The organism is Cryobacterium sp. BB736, from assembly GCF_014980265.1.
Classification (GTDB): domain Bacteria; phylum Actinomycetota; class Actinomycetes; order Actinomycetales; family Microbacteriaceae; genus Terrimesophilobacter.
In genome coordinates this window covers 180,656-206,768 of the sequence record NZ_JABXWQ010000001.1, presented here as the reverse complement: position 1 = coordinate 206,768, position 26,113 = coordinate 180,656, and the positions used below count along the sequence as shown (strand labels likewise).

At 69.3% G+C, this 26,113-nt stretch carries 22 protein-coding genes; 9 read left to right on the top strand and 13 right to left on the bottom strand.

What is annotated here, in order from left to right:
- Nucleotides 1-4: 4 nt before the first annotated feature.
- Entirely contained in the window at nucleotides 5-664 is a 660-nt protein-coding gene (locus tag IRG63_RS00950) for a response regulator transcription factor (RefSeq protein WP_193508922.1), read from the bottom strand.
- Complete coding sequence (locus IRG63_RS00945) at nucleotides 661-1,806, bottom strand: sensor histidine kinase (RefSeq protein WP_193508920.1); 1,146 nt, start codon at nucleotides 1,804-1,806, stop codon at nucleotides 661-663. The genes IRG63_RS00950 and IRG63_RS00945 overlap by 4 nt, the downstream gene beginning before the upstream one ends.
- Before the next feature lie 206 nt (nucleotides 1,807-2,012).
- Here IRG63_RS00945 and IRG63_RS00940 point away from each other — a divergent pair, with 206 nt between their 5' ends.
- On the top strand, nucleotides 2,013-2,663 hold the full coding sequence (locus tag IRG63_RS00940; protein ID WP_193508919.1) for a hypothetical protein: 651 nt from the start codon (nucleotides 2,013-2,015) through the stop codon (nucleotides 2,661-2,663).
- A gap of 25 nt (nucleotides 2,664-2,688) precedes the next feature.
- Here IRG63_RS00940 and IRG63_RS00935 read toward each other — a convergent pair whose 3' ends face one another.
- The 3 genes from IRG63_RS00935 to IRG63_RS00925 are packed head-to-tail and all read right to left on the bottom strand — an operon-like array spanning nucleotide 2,689 to nucleotide 5,610.
- Entirely contained in the window at nucleotides 2,689-3,789 is a 1,101-nt protein-coding gene (locus tag IRG63_RS00935) for an Mrp/NBP35 family ATP-binding protein (RefSeq protein WP_193508918.1), read from the bottom strand.
- Nucleotides 3,786-4,301, bottom strand: a complete 516-nt coding sequence (locus IRG63_RS00930; protein WP_168627992.1) for a DUF1003 domain-containing protein — start codon at nucleotides 4,299-4,301, stop codon at nucleotides 3,786-3,788. The genes IRG63_RS00935 and IRG63_RS00930 overlap by 4 nt, the downstream gene beginning before the upstream one ends.
- The gene (locus IRG63_RS00925; protein ID WP_168627991.1) at nucleotides 4,291-5,610 is read right to left on the bottom strand and encodes a magnesium transporter MgtE N-terminal domain-containing protein; all 1,320 of its coding nucleotides are present in this window, start codon (nucleotides 5,608-5,610) and stop codon (nucleotides 4,291-4,293) included. The genes IRG63_RS00930 and IRG63_RS00925 overlap by 11 nt, the downstream gene beginning before the upstream one ends.
- 28 nt (nucleotides 5,611-5,638) lie before the next feature.
- On the opposite strand from IRG63_RS00925, the gene IRG63_RS00920 reads away from it, so the two are divergent.
- Nucleotides 5,639-6,139, top strand: a complete 501-nt coding sequence (locus tag IRG63_RS00920) for a general stress protein (protein ID WP_227411683.1) — start codon at nucleotides 5,639-5,641, stop codon at nucleotides 6,137-6,139.
- A gap of 101 nt (nucleotides 6,140-6,240) precedes the next feature.
- On the opposite strand, the gene IRG63_RS00915 is transcribed toward IRG63_RS00920, so the two are convergent.
- Together IRG63_RS00915 and IRG63_RS00910 are read right to left on the bottom strand one after the other, a co-directional pair.
- A complete protein-coding gene (locus tag IRG63_RS00915; RefSeq protein WP_193508917.1) occupies nucleotides 6,241-7,713 on the bottom strand; it encodes an aminopeptidase P family protein in 1,473 nt (490 codons plus the stop codon).
- Between the two features lie 3 nt (nucleotides 7,714-7,716).
- On the bottom strand, nucleotides 7,717-8,736 hold the full coding sequence (locus IRG63_RS00910) for an endonuclease/exonuclease/phosphatase family protein (protein ID WP_168627989.1): 1,020 nt from the start codon (nucleotides 8,734-8,736) through the stop codon (nucleotides 7,717-7,719).
- 41 nt (nucleotides 8,737-8,777) lie between these two features.
- Between IRG63_RS00910 and IRG63_RS00905 the strand changes: the two genes are divergently transcribed.
- Entirely contained in the window at nucleotides 8,778-9,626 is an 849-nt protein-coding gene (locus IRG63_RS00905; RefSeq protein ID WP_193508916.1) for a PHP domain-containing protein, read from the top strand.
- Nucleotides 9,627-9,765: 139 nt separating this feature from the next.
- Here IRG63_RS00905 and IRG63_RS00900 read toward each other — a convergent pair whose 3' ends face one another.
- A complete protein-coding gene (locus IRG63_RS00900) occupies nucleotides 9,766-11,181 on the bottom strand; it encodes a DEAD/DEAH box helicase (protein ID WP_168627987.1) in 1,416 nt (471 codons plus the stop codon).
- A gap of 117 nt (nucleotides 11,182-11,298) precedes the next feature.
- On the opposite strand from IRG63_RS00900, the gene IRG63_RS00895 reads away from it, so the two are divergent.
- Complete coding sequence (locus tag IRG63_RS00895) at nucleotides 11,299-12,018, top strand: ferritin-like fold-containing protein (RefSeq protein WP_193508915.1); 720 nt, start codon at nucleotides 11,299-11,301, stop codon at nucleotides 12,016-12,018.
- A 125-nt stretch (nucleotides 12,019-12,143) separates the two neighbouring features.
- Here the strand turns inward: IRG63_RS00895 and IRG63_RS00890 are convergent, their stop codons facing one another.
- Both IRG63_RS00890 and IRG63_RS00885 read right to left on the bottom strand, forming a co-directional pair.
- Nucleotides 12,144-12,434, bottom strand: a complete 291-nt coding sequence (locus tag IRG63_RS00890; RefSeq protein ID WP_168627985.1) for a hypothetical protein — start codon at nucleotides 12,432-12,434, stop codon at nucleotides 12,144-12,146.
- 1 nt (nucleotide 12,435) lies between these two features.
- A complete protein-coding gene (locus IRG63_RS00885) occupies nucleotides 12,436-12,660 on the bottom strand; it encodes a DUF3107 domain-containing protein (RefSeq protein WP_168627984.1) in 225 nt (74 codons plus the stop codon).
- Between the two features lie 93 nt (nucleotides 12,661-12,753).
- Between IRG63_RS00885 and IRG63_RS00880 the strand changes: the two genes are divergently transcribed.
- Both IRG63_RS00880 and IRG63_RS00875 read left to right on the top strand, forming a co-directional pair.
- Complete coding sequence (locus tag IRG63_RS00880; RefSeq protein ID WP_193508914.1) at nucleotides 12,754-15,864, top strand: ATP-dependent DNA helicase; 3,111 nt, start codon at nucleotides 12,754-12,756, stop codon at nucleotides 15,862-15,864.
- A complete protein-coding gene (locus IRG63_RS00875) occupies nucleotides 15,857-19,066 on the top strand; it encodes an ATP-dependent helicase (RefSeq protein ID WP_370566145.1) in 3,210 nt (1,069 codons plus the stop codon). The genes IRG63_RS00880 and IRG63_RS00875 overlap by 8 nt, the downstream gene beginning before the upstream one ends.
- A gap of 139 nt (nucleotides 19,067-19,205) precedes the next feature.
- On the opposite strand, the gene IRG63_RS00870 is transcribed toward IRG63_RS00875, so the two are convergent.
- Nucleotides 19,206-20,048 (bottom strand): LysR substrate-binding domain-containing protein, encoded by an 843-nt coding sequence (locus tag IRG63_RS00870; protein WP_193509534.1) that lies wholly within the window; start codon nucleotides 20,046-20,048, stop codon nucleotides 19,206-19,208.
- A gap of 86 nt (nucleotides 20,049-20,134) precedes the next feature.
- Here IRG63_RS00870 and IRG63_RS00865 point away from each other — a divergent pair, with 86 nt between their 5' ends.
- On the top strand, nucleotides 20,135-21,445 hold the full coding sequence (locus tag IRG63_RS00865) for an MFS transporter (RefSeq protein WP_193508913.1): 1,311 nt from the start codon (nucleotides 20,135-20,137) through the stop codon (nucleotides 21,443-21,445).
- Between the two features lie 10 nt (nucleotides 21,446-21,455).
- Here IRG63_RS00865 and IRG63_RS00860 read toward each other — a convergent pair whose 3' ends face one another.
- Nucleotides 21,456-22,448 carry a phosphotransferase gene (locus tag IRG63_RS00860; protein ID WP_168627980.1) on the bottom strand — a complete coding sequence of 331 codons (993 nt, stop codon included), beginning with the start codon at nucleotides 22,446-22,448 and terminating at the stop codon, nucleotides 21,456-21,458.
- A gap of 69 nt (nucleotides 22,449-22,517) precedes the next feature.
- Here IRG63_RS00860 and nudC point away from each other — a divergent pair, with 69 nt between their 5' ends.
- Complete coding sequence (nudC, locus tag IRG63_RS00855; RefSeq protein ID WP_193508912.1) at nucleotides 22,518-23,474, top strand: NAD(+) diphosphatase; 957 nt, start codon at nucleotides 22,518-22,520, stop codon at nucleotides 23,472-23,474.
- Complete coding sequence (locus IRG63_RS00850; protein ID WP_168627978.1) at nucleotides 23,471-25,132, top strand: ATP-dependent helicase; 1,662 nt, start codon at nucleotides 23,471-23,473, stop codon at nucleotides 25,130-25,132. The genes nudC and IRG63_RS00850 overlap by 4 nt, the downstream gene beginning before the upstream one ends.
- Here IRG63_RS00850 and IRG63_RS00845 read toward each other — a convergent pair.
- On the bottom strand, nucleotides 25,038-25,925 hold the full coding sequence (locus IRG63_RS00845) for a TOMM precursor leader peptide-binding protein (RefSeq protein ID WP_168627977.1): 888 nt from the start codon (nucleotides 25,923-25,925) through the stop codon (nucleotides 25,038-25,040). The two genes, IRG63_RS00850 and IRG63_RS00845, sit on opposite strands and share 95 nt — an antisense overlap.
- Nucleotides 25,926-26,113: the final 188 nt, after the last annotated feature.

The following is a 26,113-nucleotide window of genomic DNA, read 5'->3' as shown; positions in this document are numbered from 1 at the left end:
CGGGTCACACCGGGTCGCCGGGCCGAACCAGCCCGGACTCGTAGCCGAGCACCACCGCCTGTGCCCGGTCGCGCAGATTCAGCTTCGCGAAGATGCGCGTCACATGGGTCTTCACGGTGGCGGCGCTGATCGAGAGGCGCGCGGCGCACTGGGCGTTCGAGAGCCCGCGCGCCACCAGGGTGAAGACCTCAAGCTCCCGCTCGGTCAGCCCGCGCAGCGAGGGGTCCAGTGCGCCGGGCGCCGGGCCGCGGGTGAACCGCTCAACAAGCCTGCGCGTCACCCCGGGCGCCAGGAGCGCACCTCCCCGGGCAACAGTGCGTACGGCGTGCACCAGGTCGACCGGATCGACATCCTTCAGCAGGAATCCGCTCGCTCCGGCGCGCAGTGCCTCGTGCACGTACTCGTCGGCGTCGAAGGTCGTCAGCACCAGCACCTTGGCCGCAATGCCCTGCGCCGCGAGGGTGCGGATCGCCTCCAGACCGTCGACCTGCGGCATCCGGATGTCCATGAGCACGACGTCGACGCTGTGGCTGCGCAGATAATCGATCACCTCGCCGCCGTGCGCAGCCTCGCCGACGACCTCGAGGTCGGGCTCCGATTCGAGGATCATGCGGAATCCGCTGCGGACGAGCGGGTGGTCGTCGGCCACGAGGACGCGGATCACGCCGTCGCTCCGGTCGGCAGCAGTGCGCGCACCGTGAACCCGCCGGTCGGATCCGGCGCTGCCGTCAGCTCGCCGCCGCAGAGTCGCGCTCGTGCTCGCATGCCGTCGATGCCGTGACCGCCCCCGGTTGCCGACGGCTGGCGCGGTTGCCCGCCGGTGTCGGAGACCAGCACGTCGAGGCGATCGCCGGTGATGCCGATCGTCACGGTTGCGCTGGCGCCAGGGGCATGACGGAGCGTGTTGGTGAGCGCCTCTTGCACGATCCGGTACGCCGCGAGGTCGATCGGCTGGGGCAGCCGCTCGACACCACCGTCTCGAATGTCGAGGCAAATGTCGGTGGGAAGACCGGAGCGGCGCATCGCCTCTGCAAGTTCTTCGATCCGCGCCAGGCCCGGATTCGGCGCGCTCCCCGGCCCCGACCCGGTGGACTTCAGACCGAGCAGGAAGCGCAGCTCGGCCAGCGCATCCTTGCCGGTAGAACGCACCGACTCGATGGTCGACCGAGCCGCGATCGGGTCGCGTTCCAGGATCCGGGTGACGGCACCCAGTTGCACGACCATCACGCTCAGCGTGTGCGTGAGCACGTCGTGCATCTCCCGCCCCATCCGCTCGCGCTCGGCGATCGTCGCCTCGCGCACGCGTTCCTCGCGCTCTCGCTCGATTGCGGCGGACAGCGAGCGCAATTCCTCGATGTGCTGCTGGCGATCCCGGATGATGCGGCCTGCGCCCCAGGGAGCGATCACGATGAGGGTGGTGAATGCGAAGCTGGCGACGGACGGTTCGTCGGCGAGTGCGACGGCGAGCCAGTCGCAGAGCAGTGCGACAGCGAGGGCGGCGAGGGCGCGCCGTCGTTCGGTGTGCGCCGCGGCTGTGTAGAGCGTCAGGATGAGCGCGATCACCGCGCCGTAGCCCTGACTGGTGATGTCCCCGCCGAAGCCCTCCTCCAGGAGGAGGACGCCCCAGCCGACCGTGACGGCGGTGAACGGGGCGGTGTGCCGCCAGGCCACCGGAAGTGTCATTCCCAGCATTCCGAGCACGCCGAATTCAGTCAGAGAGCCGTCGCTGGCTAGTTGGACGAATCCGGCCGCCACAAGCAGGCCGGCCAGCACGAGATCGACAATCCACGGACGGACGCTGGGCATCGAACGCCCACGCGGAAGCCGGCTGAATCCTCGACCCGGCTGCGACATTCGATCACCGTACCAACGGATGCGCCACCGGGCCATCGACCGTGGGGCTAGAGCGTGTACGACCAGGGTCGTACCGGGTTCGCCGCGTCAGCCGACGACAGCATTCCGGGCCGTCCGTACCGTGGGGTGTTCCGATTCACCTCGACCAAGGAGCTTCCATGTCGCACCGCGCGGGCGCCATCGCCCTCATCGCTGCACCGATATTCGGCCTCGCCGCCACCCTGACGCTTCCGGAGCTGCCGGCTGACGGCGCTGCGCGACTGGGGGTGATCGAGGCTGAGTCGACCAGGTTCCTTGTCGCCAACCTGCTGCTGCTGGTGTCGTTCACGTTGTTCGTGCTTGCAGTGCTCGCGTTGCGAGGGCGGCTCGCCGAGCGCCGATCCCGGTGGGGCGCCGCGGCGGCACTCGCGGCAGCCGTCGGCTGGGTCATGCACAATGCCATCGTCGGCATGGTGATGTCGCAGCTTCCGATGGCGCGGGCCGAGGATCGTGCCGGCGCGGGGGCGCTCTCCGAGGCGCTGTTCGAGGGCGTTGGGTTCACGGCGGTCCTGCTGCCGATGCTGGTGCTCACCGAGATCGGCACGATTCTGCTGGTCATCGCGCTCTGGCGCGCCGGCTTGGCGCCGCTGTGGGCGAGCATCGTGGTGATCCTCGGACTGGTTTCCGAGTTCGTCGCACCAACGCCGTTCGATGGCATCGCGCTGTACGCGCTCCTCACGGTCGGCTTCGGCGGGATCGCGCTCCGGCTGCTGGCGATGCCGCAGGTGCCGGCACCCGACGCGTTGCCCTCCGAGGCGGCCAACGCCTGACGGAGTCCGGCGGGGGCAGCCGCGGTCAGGTGACGCGCAGGCCGAGTTTCCGGCCGGCGAGGCCGCGCGGGCGCACCGCGAGCGTTGCGGCCAGGTCGTTGATCGCTCGGGCGGCCGGGTCATCCGGATGCGTCAGCACCACGGGAGCGCCCGTGTCGCCTCCCTCGCGCAGCGGCACGCTGAGCGGCACCGACGTGAGCAGCGCCACCCCGAGGCGCTCTGCTGTCGCCGCACCGCCGCCGGTTCCGAACAGGTCGAGCACCGTGCCATCCGGTTGCACCAGCCCGGCCATGTTCTCCACAACGCCGATCACCTGCTGCCCTGTCTTGCGGGCGACGACGCCGCTGCGCTCGGCAACGTCAGCTGCGGCTGCCTGCGGTGTGGTCACCACCACCACCTCGGCCTGCGGCAGCAGCTGCCCGATCGAGATGGCCACGTCGCCGGTGCCCGGCGGCAGGTCGAGCAGCAGCACGTCCAGGTCGCCGAAGTACACGTCGGTGAGGAACTGGTTGATCGTGCGGTGCAGCATCGGCCCGCGCCAGGCGACGGCGGTGCCGGAGCCATCGACGAACATCCCGATCGAGATGACCTTCACGTCGTGCGCGATCGGCGGCAGGATCATGTCGCCGACCTTGGTCGGCTTGGCGTCGGCGAGGCCCAGGATGCCGGGGATCGAGAAGCCGAACACGTCGGCGTCGACGATGCCGACGCGCAGCCCGCGGGCCGCGAGCGCGACGCCGAGGTTCGCGGTGAGTGTCGACTTGCCGACACCGCCCTTGCCGCTCGTGATCGCGTAGATGCGGGTCAGCGAGTCGGGCGGGAACTGACTGCCGCGGCGTGCGCCGTGCAGCCGCTCGGTGAGCGCGGTGCGCTCCTCCGGGGACATGACGGACACGTTCACCGTGACAGCCGTGATCCCCGCGACCGAGCCCGCCGCCTCACGCACATCGCGTTCGATCGTGTCGGCTGCCGGGCATCCGACGATCGTCAGCTTGATGTCGACCGTCGCATGCGAATCGCTGACCGCGACGCCACCGATCATCCCGAGCTCGGCAATCGGCTTGCGAATCTCGGGATCGATGACCCGGGTGAGGGCGGAGCGGACGGATGCGACCAGGTCAGTCAACCGTCGGTCTCCGCCTTCTCGGTGTCTTTGTCGCGCTCCAACTCCTCGAGCAGGGCACGCAGCTCGGCGCGGATGAAGTCCTTGCTCGCCAGGTCGCGCACCATGAGCCGGAGGGCGACGACCTCACGCGCCAGGTACTCGGTGTCGGCAAGGTTGCGCTCTGCGCGCTGCCGGTCCTGTTCGATCTGCACTCGGTCGCGGTCGTCCTGCCGGTTCTGCGCGAGCAGGATGAGCGGTGCAGCGTAGGACGCCTGCAGCGACAGGATCAGGGTGAGCGCGGTGAACCCGAGCGCGGCGGAGTCGAAGCGCCACTGCACCGGGGCGATCACGTTGTAGAGGAGCCACGCGCCGCAGAACAGGGTGAGCGCGAGCAGGAACCAGGGGGTGCCCATTGCGCGCGCGACGGACTCGGTGAACCGGCCGAACCGATCGCTGGGCTGGCCGAGCCGGTGCACGAAGGGACCGCGCAGACCCTTCGGCGAGGAGAGGTCGTCACGGTTGTCACGTGCCATCGGTCGTCCTCCTCTTCGGCCTGTTCACCACACTGATCGGGCTGGTATCCGCGCGGATGAGCTTCGCGGGCTCATCCTCGTCGTGACTTCGCCAGTCCTCAGGCAGCAGGTAGTCGAGCACGTCGTCGATGGTGACGACGCCCACGAGGTGGTGCTGATCATCGACGACCGGCACGGAGACCAGGTCGTAGCTGGCGAGGATGCGGCTGACCTCCGCCGCCGACGTATCGGCGCGCACGGGGTCGAGCTTCTGGTCCAGGATGGTGCCCAGCCGTTCCATGGGCGGGTAGCGCAGCATCCGCTGGAAGTGGACGACACCGAGGAAGCGCCCGGTCGGCGGTTCGTACGGCGGCAGGGTCACGCAGATGGCGGCACCGAGAGTGGGGGCCAGGTCGGCGCGCCGGATGAGGGCGAGGCCCTCCGCAACGGTCGTGTCGGCCGAGACGATCACCGGCTCGGTCGTCATCAGACCGCCGGCGGTGTCCGGGGCGTAGGCGAGGAGCATCCGGACGTCCTCCGCCTCCTCCGGCTCCATGAGCTCGAGGAGGGTCTCGCCGCGTTCCTCGCTCAGCTGCGCGATCAGGTCGGCGGCGTCATCCGGCTGCATCTGGTCGAGGACGTCCGCTGCACGGGCATCCGGAAGGTTGTTCAGGATCTCGACCTGCTCTGTCTCCGGCATCTCCTCGAGCACGTCGGCCAGTCGGTCGTCGCTGAGTTCCTCGGCAATCTCGAGCATCCGCTGTTCTGGCAGGTCGAGGAGCGCATTGGCGAGGTCGGCCGGCAGCAGGTCTTCGTAGGTGGCCAGCAGCTGGCTGGACGACTGGGCCTCGCCTGGGTGAGTGCGTTCGCGGACCTCCTCCCAGCGGGCGAACACGGTCGAGCCCTTGGCGAACGGCGATGGGCTGGTCTTCGGCCGGCGCAGGAACAGCTCGCCGATCGCCCATTCGCCGGGCGCCGCCTCTTCGATCGCGATGTCCTCGATGGTCGCGGTGCCCGACCCATCGGCGAGGGTCACATTGCGGCCGAGCATCTCCGCGATCACACGCACCTCGCCGCCGCGCTGCTCGAAGCGGCGCAGGTTGATCAGCCCAGTGGTGATGACCTGCCCGCTGCCGATGCTCGTCACCCGGCCGATGGAGAGGAAGATGCGACGACGTCCGGGGACTTCAACGACGAAACCGACCACGCGCGGAGCCAGCTTTCGGCGGTACACGACGAGCACGTCGAGCACGCGCCCGACCTTGTCGCCGGCCGGGTCGAAGACCGCGCTGCCGGCGAGCCTGGCGACGAAGACTCTGGTGGCGTTCACGCTATAACCGTACCCGCCGCATGGAAGAATGACTGAGGTGACGAGTCAGAGTGGTGTGCCGCGTCGTGGGCGGCTTTTGCCCACGGTTCCCAAAGGGGACGTGCTCGGCGGTTTCGACAGCTATGAGGAGGCCCAGGCGGTCGTCGATCGTCTGGTGAAGGCCGAATTCCCGGTGAAGCACATTTCCATCGTCGGCAGCGACCTGAGGTCGGTGGAGCGGGTGACCGGTTCGATGTCGTACGGCAGGGCGGCGCTGGCCGGCGCCGCGAGCGGCGCGTGGCTCGGGCTGTTCTTCGGTTTGCTGCTGTTCATCTTCACGCCGACCCCGAACGCGGTGCTCTACATCGGTGCGGCGGTGCTCATCGGAGCGGGCTTCGGGATGATGTTCGGCCTCGTCAGCTACTCGCTGAACCGCCGTCGGCGCGACTTCACCTCCACCAACCAGGTGGTCGCCAGCCGCTATGAGGTCATCGTGGACCCGGCGTTCACCATCCGGGCTCAGGAACTCCTGACCCGCGCCGCGCCGTAGTGCCGCGTCATTTGAGTGGGCCCGTCATTGAGTCGGGAGTTGTTGCCGTTTTGACGCGCGGATAAGGGCCACAACTCCCGACTCGATGAACTGGCGGGGTCTCAGCGCAGCCAGGCTTCGACGTCGTCGACGGTGCGCGGGATCCCGATGGACAGGTTCTCGGCGCCGTCGGCGGTCACCAGGATGTTGTCCTCGATCCGCACCCCGATGCCGCGGAACTCCTCTGGCACCGTCAGGTCATCCGGCTGGAAGTACAGGCCGGGCTCGATGGTGAACACCATGCCCGGCTCGAGCACGCCGTCCAGGTACATGTCGCGTCGCGCCTGCGCGCAGTCGTGCACGTCCATCCCCAGGTGGTGGCTGGTGCCGTGCACCATGTACCGGCGGTGGTACTGCGCATCCGGCTCGATCGACTCCTCGGCCGACACCGGCAGCAGCCCCCACTCGGCCGTCTTGCGCGCGATGACCGCCATCGCCGTCTGGTGGATCTCCCGGAACCGGATGCCGGGACGCACGATCGCGAACGCGGCATCCGCCGCCTCCAGCACGGCCTCGTACACCGTGCGCTGCACGTCGGTGAAGGTGCCGTTGATCGGCAGGGTGCGGGTGATGTCGGCGGTGTAGTAGCTGTCCAATTCGATGCCCGCGTCCAGCAGGATCAGGTCGCCCTCACGCACCGGGCCGTCGTTGCGGGTCCAGTGCAGGATGCACGCGTGCGCGCCGGATGCCGCAATCGTGTCGTAGCCGACCGTGTTGCCCTCCGCGCGTGCGCGCCGGTTGAAGGTTCCCTCGACCAGCCGCTCACCGCGGGGGTGCGCGATGATCTCCGGACCGTCGGCGATGACATCGTCGAAGCCCTTCTTCGTCGCGGCGACGGCGAGGCGCATCTGCTCGACCTCGAACTCGTCCTTGACCAGACGCAACTCGGAGAGGTCACGTGCGAGCTGCGCATCCCCATCGTTGTCGACCGACTCGGCATCCGCCGCCAACAGCCGACGCCCGTCGATCTGGTCGGTGAGGTCACGATCGGCCTCACGCACGATGAGCGTGTCCGCGTCGACGCTGTCGATCACGCTCTCCAAGTCGGCGATGCCGCGTGACTCGATGCCGAGGTCACCGGCGACCTGCGCGAGCGACGGGCGCGCGCCGATCCAGAACTCGCCGATGTCCGGATTGGCGTAGAACTCGTCGGAGTCGCGGCCGGCCCGCTCCCGGAAGTAGAGGGTCGCCTCGTGGCCGTAGCCGGTCGGCTCGAGCACGAGCACAGAGCCCGGCTCGGAATCGGAGCCCCAGCCGGTCAGGTGGGCGAACGCGGAGTGCGCGCGGTAGGCGTAGTCGGTGTCGTTGGACCGCACCTTCGCGGCCCCGGCCGGGATGATCAGCCGCTTGCCCGGGTACAACTCGGAAATCCGGGCGCGCCGCTTCGCCGCGAACAGCGCGTGCTCGCGCGGTGACGGAACGCTGTCCTCCCGGTCGGCCCAGTGCTGCGAGATGTAGCTCTTGAAGACGTCGCTGCCGGGCGTCGTGGAGCGGTTGCTGGTCGCGCGGGGAGCGGGGTTCTTGGATTCGGCCATGCTCTATTCTCCCTCAGTGCGACTGAGCTGCACCACGATGGGGCGGTGGTCGCTGCCGGCATTGTCGACCGTTTGGATCACGGCACCGCCGGTCGCCCGCCAATTGTCGGTGGCCATCACGTGGTCGATGGGCGCGCCGACCAGCGCGGGAAGCGTGGTCGGCCAGGTTCCGACGGCGGCGTTGCCGGTGGCGTCGGCGCCGTTGTAGCACGCGCCGAGGTCGCCGCCATCCGGATGCCCATAGTTGCTGAAGTGGTCCAGGGTCGCGTTGAAGTCGCCCGCCATGATGACGTTGCTGCCGTTGCAGAGGTCGGCGATCAACTGCAGGTCTTCGCGCCAGTTCTGCAACTGGATGGTGGTGGGGGACACGGCGTGCACCGCGACGATCGTCGGGCCGTCGCCGTTCAGCGGGGTTGCAACCAGGGTCGGCAGCACGCTCGTCGTGCGCGCATGCGGATCGGACGTGTACTGGCCCAGCTCCACGCTGGTCAACAGCGACGTCGACCGGGCCTTCGAGATGAGGTCGTAGGCGAGCGAGTGCACCCACATCGGCCTGCCGCTGTCGCGCATGAGTTCGGCGACCGCGACCGCGGTCTGCGCGGTGGTTTCCGGCAGTGAGACGATGTCGGCGCCGGTTTCCAGCGCGACTCGTGCGATCTCCTCGGCGCCGGGGGCGTCGCCGAGGGTGTTCCAGGCGAGCACGGTGACGTCGCCGGGCTGCTTCTCCTCGAAGGCGGTGTCGCCGAAGCCGCGGGTGCCGAGCACCGCCGCCGAGATGCCGATGAAGAGGGCGAGCAGCGCCGACAAGGCCATGCAGAACCGGCGGGCGGCGGGCACGAGGAGCGCGACCAGCAGCAGCACCGCCAGACCGAGAACAGCGCACAGCCCAGCCAGCGCGCGCAGCGAGACGACCTGGGCGAAGAACGGCGCATCCTGCAGGCCGAACAGCTGTGGCCACGCGAAACCGAGCAGCACCAGGCCGACCACTGCGAGCACAACGGCGGCGAGAACACGGCGAATCATGGCCTCATGAGAGTACCGGTACGGCGACGTAGAGTTGCTGAATGCGGCAACCGATCGATCTGCATACTCACAGCAACGTCTCAGACGGCACTGAGACGCCTGCCGAGTTGGTGCGAGCCGCGATCGACGCCGGGCTGGGCGTGGTCGCCATCACCGACCACGATTCGACCGCCGGGTGGGAGGAAGCGGCCGCTGCGGCATCCGGCACCGGGCTGACCGTGATCCCCGGGATGGAGTTCAGCACCCGGCGTGAGTGGATGAGCATTCACCTGCTCGGCTACCTCATCGATCCGGAGGACGTCGACCTGCGGGAGGAGACGCTGCGCATCCGGGAGTCGCGGCTGAAGCGCGCCGAAACGATCGTCTCCCGGCTGGCCGCCGACTTCGCGATCGAGTGGGCAGATGTCGTCGCCCAGACCACGGACGGGGCGACGGTGGGACGCCCGCACATCGCCGACGCGCTGGTCGCGCGCGGGCACGCGCTGGATCGCAGTGCCGCGTTCGAGGGCATCCTGCACCCCCGGCATGGCTACTCGGTGCCGCACTACGCGCCGGACCCGCTCGAGGCGGTGCGGATGGTGCGCGCGGCAGGCGGGGTGCCGGTGCTCGCGCATCCGGGGACGCGGGGCGCGCTGTCGGTCCTTGACGAACGCAGCCTCGCTGAGCTGGTCGACGCGGGACTGTTCGGGCTCGAGCTGCACCACCGGGAGAACACCGATTCCGGCAAGCGGAAGCTCGCGCGGTTCGCCGAGAAGTTCGGGCTCGCGGTGACCGGGTCAAGCGACTACCACGGCGACGGCAAGCCGAACCGGCTCGCGGAGAACACCACAGAGCCGGAGGTGCTGGAGCGGATCATCGCCGAGGGCACCGGGTCGGCCCCGTTCGCCTGACCGGCAATCCGCGCCTGTACCGGACATCCGCGCCCGGCGCACCGGGTGCGTACGTCCGGAGGTGCAGCGCTGGCGCGGAACACGCGCGTCTGTCCGGAACCGCGCGCCCGTCCGGAACTGGCGCGGTTGACGCGGCCGCCTACGCGGCCGGCGGAGTGGACTTGTCGCCGGACGGGCGGCGGCGGCGCTGACGGCGACGCGCTGGCGTCGTGCCGTCATGCGTGCCGGCACCCGGCTCCTTGGCGGCGGGCTGCTGCTCGGCCGGGCGTCCGCCGCGGGTGCGGTTGCGCTGACGCGACCGTGCCGGGCGCTCGCCGCCCTCCGCGTGCTCGCGAGGCTGGCGCTCACCCTCCTCGCGCCGCGCCGGCGGCGTGTGCTTGAGGCGGCCCTTCGAGCCGGCAGGGATGTTCAGGTCCTCGAACAGGTGCGGAGACGACGAATAGGTCTCCACCGGCTCCGGCATGCCCATGTCCAGGCCGCGGTTGATGAGCGACCACTTGTGCAGGTCGTCCCAGTCGACGAAGGTGACGGCGATGCCGGTCTTGCCCGCGCGTCCAGTGCGGCCGGCACGGTGCAGGTAGGTGTCCGGGTCATCCGGAACCGTGTGGTTGATCACGTGCGTGACGTCGTCGACGTCGATGCCGCGCGCCGCGACATCCGTTGCGATCAGGATGTCCTTCTTGCCGGCCTTGAAGGCGGCCATCGCCCGTTCGCGCTGCTCCTGGTTGAGGTCGCCGTGCACCGCCGCAGCGTTGAAGCCGCGGTCGTTGAGTTCCTCGACCAGCTTCGCGGCGGCGCGCTTGGTGCGCGTGAAGACGACGGTCTTGCCGCGTCCCTCGGCCTGCAGAATGCGGCCGATCACCTCGTCCTTGTCCAGCGAGTGCGCGCGGTAGACGATGTGGCGGATGTTCGCCTGTGTGAGTCCCTCATCCGGATCGGTGTGACGGATGTGAATGGGCCGGTTCATGAAACGACGCGCGAGCGCGACGATCGGGCCGGGCATGGTTGCCGAGAACAGCATGGTGTGGCGGGTCGGGTCGGTCTGCGCGAACAGCTTCTCGATGTCGCCGAGGAAGCCAAGGTCGAGCATCTTGTCGGCCTCGTCGAGCACCATCACCTTGACGTTCTTCAGGCTCAGCATGCGCTGGCTGGCGAGGTCGAGCAGGCGACCCGGCGTGCCGACGACGACCTGTGCGCCGTCCTTGAGCTGCTCGATCTGGCCCTCGTAGGCCTTGCCGCCGTAGATCGCGACGACCTTGGTGGGCCGATTCGATGCGGCGGTGACCAGGTCTTCGGCGACCTGTACGCACAGTTCGCGCGTCGGGACCACGACGAGCGCCTGCACGCCGGGCTCCGGGTCGGGGCCGAGCTCCTGCAGGAGCGGCAGGCCGAACCCGAGGGTCTTGCCGGTGCCGGTCTTGGCCTGCCCGATGATGTCCTGACCGCCGAGACCCATGGGAATGGTCTGCGTCTGGATGGGGAAGGGTTCGGTGATGCCGCGTGCGGCAAGGGCGTCAACCATGTCCTGGTCAACGCCGAGTGCTGAGAATGTCAAGTTATATGCCCCGTCTGGGTCGAAAGTTGCGCCCGTTTTCTCGTGGGGCACAATGGCCCCGTCCTAATTGGGGCCGGAGGACAGTCTACTCTGCACACTGCCGGTAGGCTGTGGCGAGTGGCGAAACGATTCCCGTGGCTTGGCAGGCGCAAACCGACGTCGCGACTTCGGCCCCGTCGCCACAGCGATCTTCCGGTCAACCGGGTTGACATCAGCGAACTGACGCCACCGCTCGAGCGCTACCTCGCTCACGCGGCATATATCCAGCTCTCGGTATTCCAAACCCTCGGCAAGGCGGTCGCTTCAGCGCCGACGACCAAGGCCAAAGAGGCGGTGAGCCGGGCGACATCGCTGATCCTGCAGCGTCAGCAGGCGATCGTCGTCGAACTGGAGCGACTCGGCGTCGATGCGGGCGAAGCGATGGAGCCGTACGCCACATCCGTCGACCACTTCCACAACCGCACCCTGGGCAGCGACTGGTACGAGATGCTCATGACCGCATATGTCTCGGCGGGCATACTCGACGACTGCTTCGTGCGGCTCGCCGAGGGACTGCACGGCGACTACCCGCAGCGGATGCGCACCATCCTTGGCGGGCAGGAGGACCAGGAGCTGCTCGCCACCGAACTGTCGGCCGCCATCGACACCGATCCGAAGCTCGCGTCGCGGCTGGCGCTGTGGGGCCGCAGGCTCGTGGGTGACACGCTGCTCATCGCGCGCTCCGCCCTCGCTCTGCCGGAGAACACCCCGGCGACCGACGAGCGCCTCGAGCCGGTGTTCACCGAACTCATCGCCGATCACACTCGCCGGATGGATGACCTCGGCCTCACGGCCTGAGCGCCTCGCGCGGGTTCGTCCGGTGCATCCGGAAATCCACGCGCGGGTCGACCACCCACGCGCTGGTCGAATTTGACGCGCGCGTGGAAGGTGCACCCGCGCGAGCCCACGCGGCGGGGGAAGCGTTACGGGCGGCTGAGGCGCTCGTAGAGGGCAGCGTCGCCCCGCTCGCGCGCCTTCGGAAGCCAGAGCGCGACGAGCACAGAGGCGATGGTGCCGGCCGCGAGGCTCGCCACCCAGATCCAGCCGCCGTCGAAGGTCAGCCCGACCCAGGTGAGCGCCGCCCAGACCGCGCCGGAGACGGCCGAGCCGATCGCCGGGAGCAGCAGGATGCCGTACGTGTCACGTCCGGGCAGCAGGTAACGCAGGATGCCGCCGATCGACGCCCCGATCACCATGACGAACAGGAGTTCCATGTCAGGCGACGAATCCGACGCGACGTGACGCCTCGGAACCGACCTCGACGTAGGCCAGTCCGGCCACCGGGATCAGGAACTCGCGCCCCCTGTCATCGGCCAGCTTGAAGTACTTGGCGTCGGTGTCGAGCGCGGTCCGCACGATCGATTCGATCTCGGCCGCGGGCTGGTTCGACTCGAAGTTCAACTCTCGGGCGCTGTTGATGATGCCAATGCGAATCTCCACTCGCCCAGAGTACGACAGATTCGCATCCGCCCGGCTCGCCGTTCGTTGTCGGCTGAACCGGTCGTGTCGCCGGTGTCCGTTACCGTTGCCTGCATGACGGTCACTGGCTTCGTGCGCTCGGTTTCCCGACCCGTCGTGCCGGAGTTGGATGACAGCCAACGGGCCGTGGTCGGGCTGCCGGATGCCGCATCCGCCGCGATCCTCGGGGCGCCGGGCAGCGGCAAGACCACGACGCTCGTCGAAGTGGTGGCCGACCGCGTGCTGAACCGCGGCTGGGACCCGTCGCAGGTGCTCGCGCTCGCCTCGAACCGCACGGCCGCGACCGCCCTGCGCGACCGCCTCGGAGTACGACTCGCTGTGCCGACCCGCGGTCCGCTCGCACGCACCGTCAACTCGCTGGCGTACGACATCGTAGCGAGCTCTCGCCGCGCGGCCGGGCTCGAGCCGCCCCGGCTGCTGACCGGTGGCGACCAGGACAGCGACATCGCCACTCTGCTCGACGGCCACCTGGAAGACGGCACCGGCCCCGATTGGCCCGAGCTCCTCGGCCCGCCGGTGCGGCGTCTGAGGGCCTTCCGCACCGAGCTGCGCGAGTTCATGATGCGCGCGACCGAGTACGGCGTGCCGCCGAGCCGACTGCGCGCGATGGCGGCGGCGCTCGAGCGGCCGGAGTGGGCTGCGGTCGCCGAGTTCATGCACGAGTACGCCCAGGTGATGGGCGGCGCGCGCCCAGACCAGCTCGACTCGGCCGAACTCGCGAGCGCCGCGAGCGCGATCCTCGCGGCAGACGACCCGGGGGAGCTCGCATCCGGGCTGCGGCTGGTGCTGGTCGACGACCTGCAGGAGGCGACCCGCTCGACGATCAACCTGCTGGCCGCGCTCGCCGCGCGCAACATCGCCATCATCGCGTTCGGAGACCCGGATGTCGCGACCAGCGCGTTCCGCGGCAGCGACCCGACCGTTCTCGCCCGACTGCAGCCGCTGCTCGCTGTGGACGAGTTCAGCACGCTCACTCTGTCCATGGTGCATCGCCAGGGTGGTGCCCTCCGATCCTTCACGAGCGCCATCACCGAGCGCATCGGCAGTGCAGGCAGCTTCGCGCAGCGCAAGGCCCAGGCGGCCGGGGCGGACTCGCCCGAACCGGTCGTGAAACTCGAGGCGCCGACCTCCGGGCGGGAACAGGCGACCATCGCCCGCATCCTCCGGGAGCAGCACCTCCTGCACGGCACGCCGTGGAGCGGCATGGCCGTCATCACCCGATCCGGAGCCGCCGTCCCCGGCCTGGCGCGGGCTCTCGCGCTCGCGAGCGTGCCCACCCGCACCGCGGTCGGCGGCACCCCGCTGCGCGACGACCCGACCGCTCGCAGCCTGATCACGGTCGTCGACATCGGCATCGGCAGGTCGCCGCTCGACGCCCAGGCGGCATCCGACCTGCTGCTCGGCCCGTTCGGCGGCCTGGATCGGATCACGCTCCGCCGGCTTCGCTTGGCGCTGCGGGCGGAGGAACTCGCCGGTGACGGTCGCCGCTCGAGCGACGAACTGCTCATCGAGGCGCTGTCGGCACCCGGACGATTCGCGACCATCGACCACCGCATCGCGCGCCGGGCGGAGCGGATGGCGAAAACCCTCGACGACGTTCGCACTCAGGCCGCGGAGGGCGCGTCGATCGAAGAGCTGCTCTGGCATGTCTGGGAACGCAGCGGCCTCGCCGACGGCTGGCGTGCCCAGGCGCTCGGGGCCGGGGTCATCGCAGCCGAGGCGAACCGGAACCTCGACGGGCTTCTCGCCTTGTTCACCGCCGCGCGCCGGTTTGTCGAGCGGCATCCGGAGCTCGGCCCGTCCACCTTCCTCGACGGTGTGCTCGACGCCGAGGTGCCAGAAGACACCCTGTCCCCGCAGGCGGCCGCCGATTCGGTGCTGGTCACGACCCCCTCGGGCGCTGTCGGCCTCGAATTCGACATCGTCGTGGTCACCGAGCTGCAGGATGGCGGATGGCCGAACCTGCGCATCCGAGGCTCGCTGCTGCACCAACAGGAATTCCTTCGCGCGCTCACCGGGCTCGACGGCGTGACCATCGACGAGCGTCGGGCCGTGCTCGATGACGAGTTGCGGATGTTTGCGCTCGCCGTCTCCCGCGCCCGCAACAGGGTCGTGCTCTCGGCCGTGGCGAACGAGGACGAGTCGGCGAGCGTGTTCCTCTCCCTCGCGCCCAGCGACGCGGCGCTCGCGGACATCCGGGCTATGCCGCCGCTCACGCTGCGTGGCATGACCGGCAGGCTTCGCCGCGAGCTCACCTCGAGGCTCGACCCGCGGGGACAGGCCGAGGCAGCATCCGCGCTCGCGCGACTCGCGGCAGAGGGTGTGCCCGGCGCGCATCCGGATCAGTGGCAGGGCCTGCTCGAGCCGTCCACGACCGAAGCGCTGTTCGCCGACGACGAATACGTCCGAGTGTCGCCGTCCCGCTTGGAGGCGTTTGAGCAGTCTCCGCTGGACTGGTTCATCGACTCCATCTCCGGCTCGGAGCCGAGCACCGCGATGGCGATGGGAACGATCGTGCACTGGGCGATGGAGACCACCGCCGACTCGACCACTGAATCGGTGTGGTCGGCGATCGAGAGTCGCTGGAACGAGCTGCTATTCGAGGCGCCGTGGCTCGCCCAGCGGCAGAAGCGCCTGGCGCGCGAGCTCGCCGCTGCCGTCGCCGAATACCTCGGCGACTTCGACCGCGACGGCAAGCAGCTCGTCGGTGCCGAAAAGAGCTTCACCCTGCACATCGACCGGGCGCTGGTCAGCGGGACCATCGACCGGGTCGAGCGGGCGTCGGATGGGAGTGTCGTGATCGTCGACCTCAAGACCGGCAGCCCGGAGACGTCCCAGACCAAGATCGACGCGCATCCGCAGCTCGGCGCATACCAGCTGGCCTACCTGTCCGGGCAATTGGACGACGCGCTGGCCGGGTTCGGTGCGCACACCAGCGGCGGCGCGAAGCTGCTGTACGTGAAGGACGGCAAGGGCGGCAAGTCGTATCGGGAGGGCATTCAGGCGCCGCTCACCGAGGAGCAGCTGGAGGGCTTCCGGGAGCGGATCCGGCTGGCCGCGATAGGCATGACGGCAGCCGAGTTCGAGGGTCTGGTGGAGCTCGACGAGTACCGAAGCTCGCCGGCCCAGCGGCTGCACCGGGTCAGGGCGGTGACCAGTGACTGATATTGACGTGACCATCGTGGCCGACGGCCAGCATCCGGTGGCGCTCTCCGCCGACCAGATCGCCGACGCGCTCGGCCAGCCGCGCCCGACCGCCCAGCAGCGCGCCATCATCGAGTCACCGCTCGAGCCTGCGCTGGTGATCGCGGGGGCAGGCAGCGGCAAGACCGAGACGATGTCCAATCGTGTGCTCTGGCTGCTGGCAAACGGCAAGGTGCAGGCGGGGGAGGTGCTCGGCCTCACCTTCACGCGCAAGGCAGCGGGGGAACTGGCCGCGCGCATCCGCACCCGCATCGGGCAACTCGCCGACAAGGGTCTCGTCCCGCACAGCTTCGACCCGCTCGACCCGCCGGTGGTCGCCACCTACAACGCATTCGCGAACTCGATCTACAGCGACCACGCGGTGCTGATCGGCCGGGAAGCGGACAGCGCGGTGCTCGGTGAGGCGTCGGCGTGGCAGCTCGCCCGGTCGGTGGTGCTGGGCAGTGACGACGAGCGCCTGCCTGATCTCGAGCGCAACGTCGACCCTGTGACCAAGGCGGTGCTCGCCCTCAGCAGCGCGCTGAGCGAGAACATCGCCGACCCCGACGAGGTTCGCGCGTTCGCCGAGCGGTTCGCCGCCCTCGAGGAACTGCCCAACGGGACACGCTTCGACTACAAGGATGCGGTGAAGTTCATCCGCAATGTCGGCGCGCTGCCCGTCCTACTCGACCTGGCGAAGCGGTTCGCAGAGGTGAAGCTCGAGCGCGGCTTCGTGCAGTACTCCGACCAGGTGGCGCTCGCGCTGGAGATCGTCCGCCGGGTGCCGAAGGTGCGCGACGAACTGCGCGGGCGCTTCAAGGTCGTGCTGCTCGACGAGTACCAGGACACGAGCACGGTGCAGACCTGGCTGCTGTCCGAACTGTTCGCCGGGCACGCCGTGATGGCGGTCGGCGACCCCAACCAGTCGATCTACGGATGGCGCGGTGCCAGCGCCGCGAACCTCGAGTCGTTCGGTGAGCAGTTCACCGGCGATAGTTTCGGCCAGTTCGCGCTCAGCACGAGCTGGCGCAACGGGCACCGCATCCTCTCCGCGGCGAACACGCTGGTCGAATCGCTCGTGGCGGCCACCCGGGTGCGGGTCGAGCCTCTGACGCCGAGCCCGGTGGCAACGGACTTTCCGATCGAGTCGCTGTTCGTCGAGGACGTCAGGCAGGAAGCCGACGCGGCGGCCCTGTGGTTGAAGGACCAACTCGCGACGTCGGACGGCGCGAAGCCACCCACGGCGGCGATGCTGTTCCGGGCGCGCGCGACCCAGCGGTTCTTCATCGAGGCGCTGCGCAGACGCGGTGTCCCGTTCCACGTGCTGGGCATCGGGGGACTGGTGGCCGAGCCGGAGATCGCCGACCTGGTGAGCGCACTGACGGTCATCAGCGACCCCAGCGCGGGATCCGAGCTGGTCCGCCTGCTGGCCGGCCCGCGCTGGCGCATCGGGGTGAAGGACCTGCACACGCTCAGTCGGGTGGCGTCCTGGTTGCGCGCGCGTGACCTCGCGCAGCAGCCGTACGACGACGAGACCAACCAGAAGCTGCGCGCATCCGTCGCCGAGGGGGAGGGCGGGTCCATCGTCGACGCGCTCGACTTCGTCGCGACCGCAACTGAGGGGCACAGCCAGCTCGCCGCCTTCAGTGCGGCCGGGTTGGAGCGGCTGCGCGACGCCGGCCGAACGCTGGCCGCGTTGCGCTCGCGGTCGACCCTCGACCTGGTCGACTTCGTCACGCTCGTCGAGCAGGAACTCATGCTCGACATCGAGACGACCGCCAACGAGACCCGCCCGCTCGGTAACGCCAACATGGAAGCGTTCCTGGGCGCGCTGCACGACTACCTTTCGGTGAGCGAGGTGGCCGGGCTCACCGGTTTCCTGGCCTGGCTTCGCGAGGCGGAGTGGCGTGACGGCCTGTCGCCTCGGCCAGAGGAGCCCGAGCCGGGAACGGTGCAGCTGCTCACCATCCACGGTGCGAAGGGACTCGAGTGGGACCACGTGGTCGTGCCGCGACTGGTCGAGGGCGACCTTCCCTCCCGGTCCAAGGATGGCTACAACGGCTGGCTCGCGTTCGGAAACCTTCCGTATGAGTTCCGGGGTGACGCGGCGGAGCTGCCGATCCTCGACTGGCGCACCGCGACGACCCGCAAGGAGATCAGCGACGCGTGCAAGGCGTTCAACGCCGATGTTCGGGAGCACAGCGGCCTCGAGGAGCGCCGGCTCGCGTACGTTGCTGTCACCCGCGCGCGGCACACGTTGCTGCTGACCGGTTCGTTCTGGTCGACCGGCTCGAAGAAGTGCGAGCCGAGCCGGTTCCTGTGCGAACTCGCCGAGCGCGGGACAATCGGGCAGTTGCCCGACGCGCCGGAGAACGACGAGAACCCGCTCGGCGACGAAATCAACCTGATGGTGTGGCCGCTGGACCCGCTCGGCGGCCGGCGACCGACGATCGAGCGTGCCGCCGACCTGGTGCGCGCGGCACGGCCGGGCGCCGCCGGCCAGTGGGAGTCGTACCTGGACCTGCTGCTCGAGGAGCGACGCCGGCTGGAGCAGACGGGTGGGCTCACCGAGCTGCCGGTCCGCATCTCCGCGTCGCGGTTCAAGGACTACGTGACGGACCCGGCATCCGTCGCCGAGGAACTTCGCCGACCGATGCCCGCCCGGCCGTACCGCGCGACCAGGCTGGGAACCCTTTTCCACTCGTGGGTGGAGGAGCGCTCCGGCCTGGGGGCGGCCAGCGAACTCATCGACTCGCTCGACTTCGGACTGGACCCGGATGACGTCGGCGTCGAGCAGGAGCAGCTGGCGCGCCTGCAGGAGATTTTCGAGCGGTCGCCCTTTGCGAGCCTGAAGCCGGTGGAGGTCGAGCGCGAGCTGCACCTTCCGTTCGAGGACCGGATCGTCATCTGCAAGATCGACGCGGTCTATGAGCAGGACGGGCGGTTCCGGGTTGTCGACTGGAAGACCGGGAAGGCTCCGAAGTCGGCCGAGGAGTTGGAGCTGCGGCAACTGCAGCTCGCCCTGTACCGGCTGGCGTTCGCCCGCTGGAAGGGCATCGACCCGTCGCTGGTGGATGCGGTGTTCTACTACGTGGCCGATGACCTGATCCTCGAACCGGACCGCCTTTTCGACGAGGAAGAGCTGCGCGCCCTCTGGCGGCGCACCACCCAGCCGCCTCGCTGACCCGGTGATCGAGCCTGTCGAGATCCTCCCTCGTTATGCAGGACTTTCTACCCAATCTGAGCCCAGGCCCCAACAAACGCCCTGCGACATGGCCGGATGTCTCGCACAACGAGGAATGTCCTGCACAACAGGGCGTCCCCTAGGCGCCAGCGCGCATGATCGCCGCGGTCAGCGCCTCCACCGCGTCGGTGGCCGCCTTCGGGCCCGCCACCAGCGCGAAGTCGATATCACCCAGCTGCGGCAGGTCCGCGCCGCTCGGCACCTGGACCAGGTCCGACGGGATGAGCGACTGCGGAAACACCGCGATGCCGATGCCGGCCCTGGTGGCAGCGAGCGCGCCGTTGACTTCCTTGACGTTGCAGGTGATGTGCCAGGTGCGGCCGTTGTCCTCGAGCGCCTGAATGGACAGCTGCCTGCTGAGACTGGGCGACTGGTACACGATGAGCGGCAGCGGCGCATCCGGGTCGATTGTCACGCTCGGATGCATGACCCACACCATCCGGTCTCGCCTCACCAGCCGGCCGACCGGGCTGCCCGGTTCCTGCTTGACGAAGACCAGGTCCAGCTGGCCGGCCTGCAGCCGGCGCATGAGTGCTGAGCTCTGGCTCACCGTGAGCTCCAGGTTGATGTGCGGGTAGAGCTGCCGGAACTCGCGCAGCACCTGGGGGAGTTGGGTGAGCGCGAGGTCGTCGGCCGAGCCGAACCGGAGCCGCCCGCGCATCGCCGAGCCGGTGAAGTAACTCGCGGCATCGTCGTGCGCGGCGAGGATGGTGCGCGCGAACCCGAGCAGCGCGTCGCCGTTATCGGTGAGCCGGACGTCGCGGGTGTCCCGCGTGATCAGGTGCCGGCCTGCGGCCTTCTCCAGCTTCCGGATGTGCTGGCTCACCGTGGGCTGACTCAGGCCGAGCAGGGCGCCGGCGTTGGTGAAGCTGAGGGTCTCCGCAACGGAGATGAACGTCTTAAGCAGCACGGGATCGAACACGCGCATCCCCCCTCATTACGAAACACAATGCGACTTATAACCACGATAACGATGATCAATGATCGCGGCCAGCATACGGTGGGGTGATGGCACCGGATCACGACCTCGACGAGGCCGCGACCGCGCCGATCCCTGTGCTGACCCAGCGCCCGCAATGGCGGGACACGTTCAGTTCGCTGCGCATCCACAACTACCGGCTCTACGTGACGGCCCACGCCATCTCGACGACATCCGGCTGGGCGATGCGAATCGCCATCGACTGGCTCGTCTTCGAACTCACCGGCAGCGTGCTGCTCGTCGGTCTCGTCGTCGCCCTGCAGTTCGGACCGACCCTGCTCTTCGGCCCGCTGGGCGGGCTCATCGCCGACCGCTTTCCGAAGCGGCGGCTGCTCGTGATCACCCAGTCCAGCACGGCTGTCGCGAGCGGCGTCCTCGCGGCGCTGACGCTCCTCGAGGTCGTCACGGTCGTGCACGTGTTTGCGATCACGCTCGTGCTCGGCCTGCTCGCGGTGGTTGAAGGGCCGGCCAGGGCCGTGTTCGTCACCGAGATGGTCGGCAACCAGCGGCTCGGCAACGCGATCAGCGTCAACGCGTCGATCTTCCACCTCGGCGGGATGCTCGGCCCGGCGATCAGCGGTGTGCTGATTGCCCTGGTCGGCGCCGGCTGGTCGATCGGCGTCAACGTGCTTGCCGCGGCGGTGGTCGTGATCACCCTGCTGAGCATGCGCGGCTCTGAACTGCTGCCGACCGTGGTTGCGAAGAGGGCAAAGGGTCAGATCCGTGAAGCGATTCGCTACGCGAAGCGCAAGCCGACCATCATCTGGCCGATTCTGATGCTCGCGTTCGTGGCGACGTTCGGCATGAACCTCCCAGTGCTTCTCGTCGCGTTCGCGGACGACGTGTTCGATTCCGGCGCGCCCGGGTACGGGCTGTTCAGCTCGGCCGCGGCCCTCGGCGCATTCGTCGGGGCGCTGCTCTCCACCCGGCGCACCGGCTACCGGCTCCGGATGATCATGCTCGCCGCGGGCGTGTTCGGCATCATGCTCGTCGGTGCGGCGATCTCACCGACGCAGCTCTTCTTCGTGTTCTTCCTGGTCGGCATCGGCGTCTGCAGGCTCTTGTTCGCCACCACCGCGGAGTCGGTGGTCCAGTTGTCGTCGAACCGCGCCATCCGCGGCCGTGTCACGTCTCTCTACGCGATGGTGCTTCTCGGTGGGCAGGCCATAGGCGGTCCTGTCACGGGGTGGATCGCGAGCGAGTGGGGTGTGCGCGCGGCCACGCTCGTGGGCGGACTCGTCCCCACCATCGCCGCGATCGTCATCGCCGCGGTGCTGGCCAGGTCGGGTCGTCTGGCGCTGCGCTTCAGCGCCGGGTCGCTGACAATTCAGCCCCGCTGATTGGCGGGCGCTACGCCTGCCGGCTGTCCAGCAGCCGCTCCACCTCGTCGACCGCCAGCACCGGCATGGTCTCGTGCGTGAGTTTCTGGCTCATGTCGCCCTGCACCCGGTCGAGGAGGTTGTGCAGCATCCCGACGGCGTCGTCGACGATCTCGGTGCTGCGCACCTGGGTGCCGTGCAACAGCCACTTCGCGAGCTCGAGCTCGGCGTAGAGCATCGCGCGCATCCCGAGTTGGCGGTCGCGAGTGCCGCGCGCCAGCTGGTAGGCGTCGATCGCGCTGTCGGCGACTCCCGGATGCGGTGAGCCGAGCAGCCAGAACAGGTCGCGGGCCGGATCGCCGACGCTGAGCGCCTGCCAGCCGAGGAGCCCCGTGACCGTCGACCCCTCAACCAAGAAGGAATCGGCGGTGAGCGCGCCGTTGACCACCGCCGGGGCGTACTGCCAGAGCGCGCTGTCCTCCGTTGCGGTCTCCCAGCGGGAGAGGAGCGCCGCCGGCACCAGCCCGGTTGCCGAGGCGCGGTCCATGATCGTCGTCACGGTGCGCAGCGCGTCGGCCGGGGTCAGCACGGGAAGTCCGGCATCCGCCACAAAGCTTGTGGGGAGCGCATGGATGGCTGCGATCGCGCGTCCGATCGATTCGGCGAGGCCCTCACCGGCCGGAATGTCGCCGAGCCCGATCTTGCGGCCCCGCACGAACTCGTAGACCACGGCCCGGGTGCCGCTGATCGGCGTCTGGCCGGCGTAGGTCGTCACATCGAAAGGCAGCCGCCCGCGAACCCCGGCGCTCAGCGCACGCAACGCCACGAGGTCGGCGGATTGCTCCGCTTCGGCCCGTTCCGACGTGGGCAACCGGATCATCCAGTACCGGCCGTCGGCACCCGAGATGAGCGCCGACTCGTAGTCACCGTGCACTCCAGAACCGACCGCGCGGGCACCAGAGACCTCAAGGCCGGGCACCGCCGCCGTCGCGAGCGCGGCTAGAGTGAGATGTGATCTGGCCATAGTCACTTCAGGGTAGGTCGTAGCCCGCTGGCCGCGGCCCAACGCCACGCAGTTACCAGCTTTCACACGATGGGTCACACCGAATTGCTCCCACCGACGCCGCGTCTGACGAACCTCCCGCTCGCGCGCGGCGACATCGATCGTGACAACCCGTCTCGGAGCAACCCGGAGCTGCTCGGCCAGCTCATGGCGGATGAGCGCACCAGGGTTCTCGCCATCTCGCGCGCACGCGGTCTGATCGCCAAGGATGGGCCGAGGCTGCAGCTCTTGCCTCCCGCCGAGATCCCGGATGCCGCGGTGCTGGTCTACCTGGGCCGCTCGATCGCCGAGAGGGATGGCGACCCATCCGGCACACCGCTCGTGGCGGCAGTCCTCGCCGACGAGATCGCCGCCGACTTCGCCCCGGACGAGCGCTGGGGCAGCTTGCGCGCGGTCGGCGCGGAGCTCGACCATCGCGACGCCGGGCTGCTGGTCGAGGCCGTCGCCATGGCGCACTGGCACAGCAGCCACCGCTTTTCGCCGCTGACCGGACAGCCGCTCACGCCCGAGCAGGCGGGCTGGGTGCTGCGCAGCGCAGACGACACGATCGAAATCTTCCCGCGCACCGATCCGGCGGTGATCGTTGCGGTGACGGATGCCGACAACCGCCTGCTGCTCGGCTCGAACGCGCTCTGGGAGGTGAACCGGTACTCCCTGCTCGCGGGCTACGTCGAACCGGGCGAGTCGCTTGAGGCAGCGGTCGCCCGCGAGGTGTTCGAGGAGTCTGGCGTGCGCGTCATCGATCCTGTCTACTTGGGATCGCAGCCGTGGCCGTTTCCGCAGTCGCTGATGATCGGCTTCCAGGCACTCGCCGACCCGAACCAGGACTGGGAGACAACGGCGGACGGCATCGAAATCCTCGACCTGCGCTGGTTCACGCGGGACCAGCTGCGGGACGCGCGCGACATCATCCTGCCCGGCCGCACCTCGATCGCCCGCTCGATCATCGAGCACTGGCTCGGCGAGCCGCTCGGGGACGACCGGTGAGCGCCGCGCTCACCGGTCTCGACGACGATCAGCGGGCCGCGGCCGAGGCCCTGCTCGGGCCGGTCGTGCTGCTGGCCGGAGCGGGCACCGGCAAGACCCGCGCGATCACCCACCGCATCGCGCACGGAGTTTCGACCGGCGTGTACTCGCCCAAGCGGGTGATGGCGCTGACCTTCACCAACCGCGCCGCAGCCGAGTTGCGCGGCAGGCTCCGGCACCTGGGCGCGGGCGAAGTGTCGACACGCACGTTCCACTCGGCGGCGCTTGCCCAGCTCAACTTCTTCTGGCCGGATGTCGTGGGCGGCACCATGCCGCGCATCCTGGAGGGCAAGGCTCGCCTGCTCGGTCAGGCGGCGGAGACGCTGAAGCTGAAGGTCGACACCGCGGCGCTGCGCGACCTCGCCGCGGAGATCGAGTGGCGCAAGGTCAGCGGTCTGACCCTCGACCAGTACGCGGAGGCCGCGCGCGGCAGGGCGCTGCCGCCATCCGTCGGCCCGGACGGCGCGGTCGAGCTGCAGCGCACCTACGAGCGCATCAAGGACGACCGCCGTCAGCTCGATTTCGAAGACGTGCTGCTGGCCTGTGCCGGGATGATCGACTCGGAGCCGCGCGTGGCGCAGCAGGTGCGCGAGCAGTACCGGTTCTTCGTCGTCGACGAGTACCAGGACGTCTCGCCGCTGCAGCAGAAGCTGCTTGACCTCTGGCTCGGTGACCGCCGCGACCTGTGCGTGGTCGGCGACGCCAGCCAGACGATCTACTCGTTCGCGGGCGCAAGCCCGTCGTTCTTGCTCGGCTTCCAGCGCAAGCATCCGGATGCCACCGTGGTGCGTCTCGAGCGCAACTACCGGTCGAGCACCGCGATCGTCGCCACCGCCAACCGGCTGATGCACGGCCGTCCCGGTTCGCTCGAGCTGCACAGCGTCGCCGACCCGGCCGGCGCGGTGGAGCCGACTGTCGAGTCGTTCCAGTCGGATGCCGCGGAAGCGCGGGCGATCGCCGCGAGCATCCGGCAGCAGTTGGATGCGGGCGAGCGGGCGCAGGACATCGCGGTGCTGTACCGCATCAACGTGCAGGCCTCCATGATCGGAACGGCGCTCGACGACGCCGGCATCAGCTACCACTTGCGCGGTGGCGCGCGATTCTTCGACCTGCCGGAGATCAAGCAGGCGCTCATGATGCTGCGCGCCTCGGCCGTGGCGGGCAGCCCTGAGCCGCTGTTCAAGACGGTCAGCGATGTGCTGCGCTCGCTCGGCTGGACGCAGGTGCCGCCCGAGGCGCGAGCCGTGCGCGACCGCTGGGAGGCGCTGAACGCGCTCATGACCCTCGCCGATGGCAAGCCGAAGGGCACCAGCCTGCGCGCGTTCGCGGACGAGCTGTTCGAGCGGGCGGCCGGGCAGCACGAGCCGACCCGGGAGGCGGTGACCCTCGCGACACTGCACTCGGCCAAGGGCCTCGAGTGGGACACGGTCTACATTGCCGGGCTCACCGAGGGGCTCGTGCCGATCAGCTATGCGTCCACCGAGGATGCGATCGACGAGGAGCGCCGGCTGCTCTACGTCGGCATCACGCGGGCACGGAGGCGGCTGCACCTCTCCTGGGCGCGCGGGGAACGGCGCCGCGAGCGGCAGCCGTCCCGGTTCCTCGCCGAGTTGCGCTGATCGCGTCCACACCGGCGCATCCGCAGTCCGGATGCCTGGACCAGGCCTGATAGTGACGCTCGCCGGTGGCGGCGTCGATGGTCACCGAGGTGGCGGTGCCGGGTCGGCCCGCGGCGAAGCGGTTCAGCACCAGCCGGGCCGCGGTGCTCGCGGCTTCGGCCGCCAGCATCGCCGTTTCGGCGAGGCCGCGTTGGCCGAGCAGCTGGGAGGCGATCGCAGGCCAGGCGGGATCGGCATCAGCGCGGTGACGCTCGAGGCAGTGCAGGCACGGACCTAAGCCGGGTTCGATCAGCGGGCCGACGCGCACGCTGGTGTCGCCGAAGACGACCGGCAGGTGCGGGATATCGCGCCGGAGCCACAGCCCGTGGAGCTCCGGCTCGAGCACGAAGTGAGCGAGCGCGATGGCGGCGTCGGCCTTGCGCGCGGCGAGGCCGACATCGCTGCCGGCCACTCGGGGGCGATGCCCGGACTCGGCGATCAGCGTAGCGATGGCATTGGCGGTCGGGCCGGTTCCGAGCACGGTGATCGACCGCGTGACGGACGGTTGTGGCTTGGGCAGCAGCGCCGGTTGGACGGCGCTGAGGAACCGCTCAATTCGCAGTTCGGTGTACCCGGCTTCAGCGGCGACGACGCTGATGCCACCGCGGGTGGCGCCGAGCGTGAGCGAGTAGAGCATGCGCTCCTCGGCGAGCGGCACATGCTCGAACGTGACCACCGGCCGGTCGATGCCGAGCTGGGCGCTGTCGGGGCTGCGCCAGACGAGGGGGAAGCGGGGATCCAGTCGTAATGTCATGCGGCCATGATCCCCGCGCGCCGCGTCGCCCATCCGAATCCATCCACACACTCGTCGGGTCGGGAATAGTTGCCCTTATGGGTGACCATATTTGGGCATCTACTCCCGACTCGATGCTCCGCGCATCCGGATGCTCCGGCGTGCTCTTCGGGTCGGGAGTTTCGCCCGCTTTGCGCGCTAGTTAGCGG

Coding starts and splice junctions, on each gene's coding strand:
- IRG63_RS00945 (WP_193508920.1), bottom strand. CDS start 1,806: ATGCCCAGCGTCCGTCCGTGGATTGTCGATCTCGTGCTGGCCGGCCTG.
- IRG63_RS00940 (WP_193508919.1), top strand. CDS start 2,013: ATGTCGCACCGCGCGGGCGCCATCGCCCTCATCGCTGCACCGATATTC.
- IRG63_RS00930 (WP_168627992.1), bottom strand. CDS start 4,301: ATGGCACGTGACAACCGTGACGACCTCTCCTCGCCGAAGGGTCTGCGC.
- IRG63_RS00920 (WP_227411683.1), top strand. CDS start 5,639: ATGACTGAGGTGACGAGTCAGAGTGGTGTGCCGCGTCGTGGGCGGCTT.
- IRG63_RS00915 (WP_193508917.1), bottom strand. CDS start 7,713: ATGGCCGAATCCAAGAACCCCGCTCCCCGCGCGACCAGCAACCGCTCC.
- IRG63_RS00910 (WP_168627989.1), bottom strand. CDS start 8,736: ATGATTCGCCGTGTTCTCGCCGCCGTTGTGCTCGCAGTGGTCGGCCTG.
- IRG63_RS00905 (WP_193508916.1), top strand. CDS start 8,778: ATGCGGCAACCGATCGATCTGCATACTCACAGCAACGTCTCAGACGGC.
- IRG63_RS00890 (WP_168627985.1), bottom strand. CDS start 12,434: ATGGAACTCCTGTTCGTCATGGTGATCGGGGCGTCGATCGGCGGCATC.
- IRG63_RS00880 (WP_193508914.1), top strand. CDS start 12,754: ATGACGGTCACTGGCTTCGTGCGCTCGGTTTCCCGACCCGTCGTGCCG.
- IRG63_RS00865 (WP_193508913.1), top strand. CDS start 20,135: ATGGCACCGGATCACGACCTCGACGAGGCCGCGACCGCGCCGATCCCT.
- IRG63_RS00860 (WP_168627980.1), bottom strand. CDS start 22,448: ATGGCCAGATCACATCTCACTCTAGCCGCGCTCGCGACGGCGGCGGTG.
- nudC (WP_193508912.1), top strand. CDS start 22,518: ATGGGTCACACCGAATTGCTCCCACCGACGCCGCGTCTGACGAACCTC.
- IRG63_RS00845 (WP_168627977.1), bottom strand. CDS start 25,925: ATGACATTACGACTGGATCCCCGCTTCCCCCTCGTCTGGCGCAGCCCC.